The organism is Helicobacter sp. 13S00482-2, assembly GCF_002272795.1.
Taxonomy (GTDB): Bacteria; Campylobacterota; Campylobacteria; order Campylobacterales; family Helicobacteraceae; genus Helicobacter_J.
In genome coordinates this window covers 1-6,135 of sequence record NZ_MLAT01000034.1, presented here as the reverse complement: position 1 = coordinate 6,135, position 6,135 = coordinate 1, and the positions used below count along the sequence as shown (strand labels likewise).

The following is a 6,135-nucleotide window of genomic DNA, read 5'->3' as shown; positions in this document are numbered from 1 at the left end:
TCACTTCATTTCCAAACATTCTTTTCAATCATTTCTCCATAATGATTTCATTCCATCTCATCTTTTAGCAGACATAACAGGAATGATAGATGCTAACCATAAGAACATTCAAGAATTCATCAATCTCGCTAAAACTTCATTGAATCCCACTTCATCAATTCTTTCAAATGATGAACGGAGTGCGAACAATGTAAAAGCTTCTAGCAAATCAAATTCGCTTCGTTCTTCTGAAAAATCAAAGAATTCTAAAAGTTCTCCTCATAAAGCCACCATAGGCATATATGCTAAAGATATAAACATTCATTCAGAACATATCAAAAATACTTCTAAGATAACAGCAAATAATACCAAGATGGAGTCTAAATTCATTCTCAATCAAAATGGAGTGATACAAGCTAGAGAACAAGTGAATATAAAAGCTCAGACACTAAGCAATAAAGGAGCTCAAATCCTAGCTAAAGATTTGAATGTGAAAGCTAATGCTATTTCCATCTCTTCTATCGTGGATAAAAGTAGCCTGAACACAAATAACCCCACCACTGCTGCACCAAGCTTAGTCAATCATCTTTTTTCTCTTCACTTACCCTCTTCTAATTCCTCTGCTTCTTTTATCTCTTCAGCCTCGCTCTTAAAAGCGGATAATATTTCTTTGGATGCCAAAGAGGAGATCGCTATTTCTGCTAGCACTATCAATGCTAAAAACAATCTCTCTATAAAATCAAATAATATTGATATCACCACTCAAAGGATTTCTAATGCTCATAACGTTTATGCTAGAGGAAATTTTTCTAATACTGAGGCATTTAAATCCTATGAAGACATTGGTTCTTCTATTGTAGCTAGTAATATAAAACTACACGCACAAGATTCACTCACTCTGAGTGCTTCAAGCTTGAGTGCTCAACATAATCTTTCGCTTAGCTCTGGTGGCAATATGATATTTAATGCAGGAGAAAAACACATTCAAAAACAAACCCATTCTTTCGCCCACGAAGATTTTTTATTTGTGCAAAAACAAACTCAAACTAGCACCCATTATCTAAAAAATACAGCTCTAGGTAATGCTTTAAAAGCAAACAATATCTCTATCAATGCTCAAAACCTAATCTCTGCAGGAACTTCTTATGAAGCTAAAGATACCTTGAGCATAGAAGTAAAGAATGATTATTTAGAATCTGGAGCTAAAAATATCTCTTTAGATGAACATTCCACTTCTAGTGCTAACAATGCTTTAGGATTCATCCCAATATTAAATAAAGATTCTCAAAATAGCGATAGTTCTCAAACCTATACCCACTCAAGATTCAAAGCCACTCACATTGCTATCTCTGCAAAAAATCACCTCACTCTTTTAGGAGTGGATAGCACTTCAGTTGATGATACCAACCTCTCTTCAGGTCAGAACACCATCATTACTTCTCTTAAAGAGAGCTTCAGCCATTTTGAGCATTCATCAAAATCGATCTTAGGAAAGATGTATCAAAAAGAAGTTCAAGATGGTGCCACAAATGAAATACTAAAAAAGAATCATTTTGATTCCAATAAGGATTTCAATCTGAAATCTTTTGGTGATATTCTCATTAAGGGTAGCGATATTACTGCAAGTAAAGATCTCAGCATTGAAGGGCAAAATAATGTTTCCATAGAAAATGACTATGATGTTCACTCTAGCACTCACACTCTAAAAACGCAAGGATTCAAAGGTGTTGTATTTGATGTCAATAGAAGTGGGATTGATCTTGGAGTGAGTTTTTCCACAACAGAACATAGCCAAAATATTCAATCTTCTAAGGTGGTCTCTAGTGATATTTCTGGAAATAATCTTTCCATCATTTCCCATAACAAAGACATCTTCATCAAAGGCTCCAATCTCTCCTCTGGAGAAAACCTCTCTTTAAATGCCAAAGGAAATGTGAACATCGTGAATGCAGACAATAGCGATAAGCAAACTGATTCATCTATAGAGGGAGAATTGCAGGTGTTAGTTCATGTTGGGAATACTTATTTAGATGCTATTAATGCCACTACTGCCTTAAATCAAAGCAAAGATAAACTCCTTAAAGCTCAAGATAATCTCAAAGAAATACAACAGCTCTATAAAGAACACAAAGCCTCAAAAGAGGCCTTAGATGATGCTAAGGCCAATGTAGCATTTATGGGTATTAATGTGGCTAATTCTGCTTTAAATCTGAGTACTTCAATAGCAAGTGCTGCAAATGGAGCCTCTAGTTCTTATGGAACAGGTTTTTATGCAAGCATCAATACAACTTTAAAGGGCTCTAAAGATTGGAATGAAACTTCTAGCACTTCTGTGGTGAGCTCAAACCTCTTGAGTCATAAAAATATTTCTATCCATGCAGGAGATTCTATTTCTCAAGTAGGTTCAAATGCTTATTCTACAAATGGAAACATCAGCTATAATGCAACCAAGGATATTTCTATTTCTGCAGGAATCAATAAGATGCAACATAAAAGCACACATGAGGTCATCTCTAGTACCACTTCTTTTGGAAACAATGGATTGGGGGAGAGCATAGCAGGAGAGAAGGCACAATCTTCTTTTTCTAGCACCAAAGCTTTAGCTTCAACCCTTTTAGCTCAAAATGGAAGTATTTCTTTAAATTCAAATCAAAGCGTGAGTCTTCAAGGAGCCAATGCTTCTTCTAAAGATATTGTTATCAACACAAAAGATTTCAATCTCATCTCAGTTCAAGACAGTACTTCTAGCACTTCTAAAGGATTCTCTTCACAAATGGGCTTTGATACAGGTAAGGGAGGAAATGGAGGTGGAGCTTTTATAGGTCTTGGAGTACAAAAAGGCTATGAAAAGAGTGATTGGGTTCAAACTCAAAGTTCTGTGATAGGAAGTGCTAGTGTTAAAGTCAATGTAAAAGACAATACCTTCATTCAAGGAGGTATTTTAGCTAGTGGGGAGTTCATCTCTAAAACCAATGATGAAACCACTTTTATTTCTAATAAAAATCTTTCTTTAAAAACCAAGCATCTTGTATTAAAAGATATTAATAACTCCGCTCAATCCCAAGATGTTTCCATAGGATTGAATACCAGCTTAACACATAAACAAGATGATATAAATGGGAATAGCACCATCAATGTCAATCATGATCAAAGTATTTCTAATCAAAGCGTTTATGCTATCTTAACACCAGGGGATATACAAGTTCAAGATGATGCTTTAATAAACCCTTCTATAGACAAACCCAATAGTATTTCTATGCATCAAGATGTGAATGCTTCAAGGAGCGCTATAAATAATGAGCTCATGCATCATCTTGATATTTCTGCTAACTTTGATCATCGTTTGTTTAATAAACAGGGTATCTTTAATATTGCTCAAACATTCAAAGAACTCCCTAGCAATGTTCTTCAAATAGGAAAAGCTTTGAAAAACAATATCATCTCACAAAGCATCAAAAACACTCTCAATGATAAGGATACCTCCTTGTTCAAAGCCTTCAAAGATTATGCTAGAGATGATGCACTTATAGAGCAAATTCAAGATAATCCTAAGCTCACTAACTATCTCAATGCACTCACTAGCTTAGATCCAGAGCAGATGCAAAGTATCTTACAAGACACCGTTCAGATCGCATCTAAAGAAGGAGGATTTAACGCAAAGGTATCTTTATACAATAATGAGATAAATACCAAAGGCTATGCTTATGAAGATAATAACCATACCAATGAGTATTCAAACATCATTGGTTTTAATACCTTGAGCAATGATCTAAATAATTCAAAAGAAATCATCAACACTCTTTTTCATGAAAGCACCAATAAAGCACTTCATCATAGTAATGAACAAAGAGCAAAGAACAGAGGAGATAGTGCAGGAAACATCTGGGAACTCAAGAACTATCATCATATCAATAACAATCCTCTCTCCACACTAGAGTGGAATAAGCAATATTCCAGCATACTTGATAGCAAAGATGATGCCCTCTATGAAGGAAACATCCTCAACTCACAGATCAAACAAAATACTGCTTTAGGTTATGGATACAGAGATGAGAGAACCATATTTGTTCATGGAACGAAGTTTCCCCCTTGGGGTTCTTCTGAAAAGTTTTCCAAAGAAGCCTTCCTGGAAGATTTCAAACAAGCCATTGCCAAAACATTCAATGACCCCAATCAAGAAGACTTTATCTGGTCAGGACAGAATAATAAACCTGCTAGAACTAGAGCAGCTAAAGAACTTCTCAAACAAATACAAAAGCCTTATGATTATAAGCCAGGAGAAGAACTCAATATCATTGCTCACTCACATGGAGGCAATGTGGTCAAAGAAATGAGCAATCTGTATGATTATTCTAAATACAAGACCCCCATAATAGTCAATATCGCCACACCCAATAGAAAAGATTATGTGATGAGCCCTAATGTGAAGGAGTTTTATAATGTTTATAATGCAAAGGATGAATTTATTCAGGGATTTGCTGGAGGATATGATTTTTCTTCTGGTGAGAGTCGTATTCCTCGTATTCGCTTTATTGATCATTCTAATCAACTTGCAAGAGAACCCAATGCTGTGAATATAAAGATAGATAAAGATTTTGGGAATTTTCTAAACAATCATTCCAAAGTCAAAAACCCTGAAACAGTCAAAATTCTAGAAGATGTTATGAAACAAAGGAGAGGAGAGTGATGCTTGATTGTATTATTAATTCAATTACTAATCCAATTACTATATTGTCGCTCCTACTATTTCCTATGATTAACTTGATTCTATTTTATTTGGATAATAAATTCTCAAGAGTAGATAAAATTATATTTATTATTATTTTTATTATCTATTTATCTAGCTTTATTGGTATAACGGTATTATCATATTATCATATTATCATATATTCTTTATTTATTTATATATTTATATATTTATATATATATTTATTTATATATATATTTATTTATATATTTATATATTTTTCATTTTTTATTCATATAAAAATAAAGAATAAGAAAAAGATGAACTTAAATGATATAAATCTTATTATCTATAATAGTTTATTCATACCTGCTTTGTTTATTATGATACTTCTTTATGAGATAGCCTCACATTTTACTACATTTAAACAAGATACATTATCTAGTTTAATTACGGTTACTTTAATTGTTTTTGTAGCTCAGATAAGTATTTATTATTTACTATTTCTCATCAACATAATCATTCGAGCTAGATCTTTCATCAAAAAACGTAGAAACAAAATCAAAGAAGAAAACCCACATGATGAACCCAAAAACCCTGAAACAGTCAAAATTCTAGAAAATGTTATAAAACAAAGGAGGGGAGAGTGATGCTTGAATATATTGGATCATTATTATTGTTATTGTTGTTATTGCCTTCTGTAATCAGTTTAATTCTATTCTATAAGGATAATGAGTTCTCAAAAGTAGATATATTTATATTTGTATTTATATTCATATTTATATTCATATTTTGCTTATCTATTTTTATTTCTGATATAATAAAACATTATTATTATTATAATTATTATTACATTAATATTATATTATTCTATGTTATATTTTTTTACATTGTCATATTATATTATATTTATCTAAAAATAAAATATAGATTTAAAAATATAAATCTCAATGAGATAAGCCTAATATTTTATATGAGTGCTTTTTTATTTTTTTTATGTTTCATTTGGATTCCAGACCTAGATCATGATTCTCGGGACATATTTAAGAATTGCTCTGGAATAGCCCTCATAATTTATTATTTACTATTTCCCATCAATCTCATCATTCGAGCTAGAGCCTTCATCAACAAACGCAGAAACAAAATCAAAGAAGAAAACCCACATGATAAACCCAAAAATCCTGAAACAGTGAAGATTCTAGAAGATGTTATGAAACAAAGGAGGGGAGAGTGATGCTTGAATATATTGATTTTGGCATCACATTGATACTGCTTTCAATTCCTATCATCAATTTCATTTTTTTCTATATGCATAATCAATTCTCAAGAGTAGATAAAATTGTATTTATAATTATTTTTATTATTGGCTTATTTGTTGCTATTGCACAAACAATAAGCTATTATATTGATGGTTATTCTATTCTATTCTATGGCACTCTGTTCTATTATATTGTATCATATTATATTAT

General features: G+C 32.2%; 3 protein-coding genes. All 3 read left to right on the top strand.

Features of this window, described 5'->3' with window-relative positions:
* The first annotated feature begins 82 nt into the window (after positions 1-82).
* Positions 83-4,666, top strand: coding sequence for a hemagglutinin repeat-containing protein (locus BKH42_RS08850; protein ID WP_219349856.1), 4,584 nt, complete (start codon positions 83-85; stop codon positions 4,664-4,666).
* Positions 4,667-4,986: 320 nt separating this feature from the next.
* The gene (locus tag BKH42_RS09595) at positions 4,987-5,316 is read left to right on the top strand and encodes a hypothetical protein (RefSeq protein WP_180674036.1); all 330 of its coding nucleotides are present in this window, start codon (positions 4,987-4,989) and stop codon (positions 5,314-5,316) included.
* 583 nt (positions 5,317-5,899) lie between these two features.
* Positions 5,900-6,135: hypothetical protein (locus BKH42_RS09795; protein ID WP_219349855.1), on the top strand; the 236-nt coding region annotated here is incomplete at its 3' end.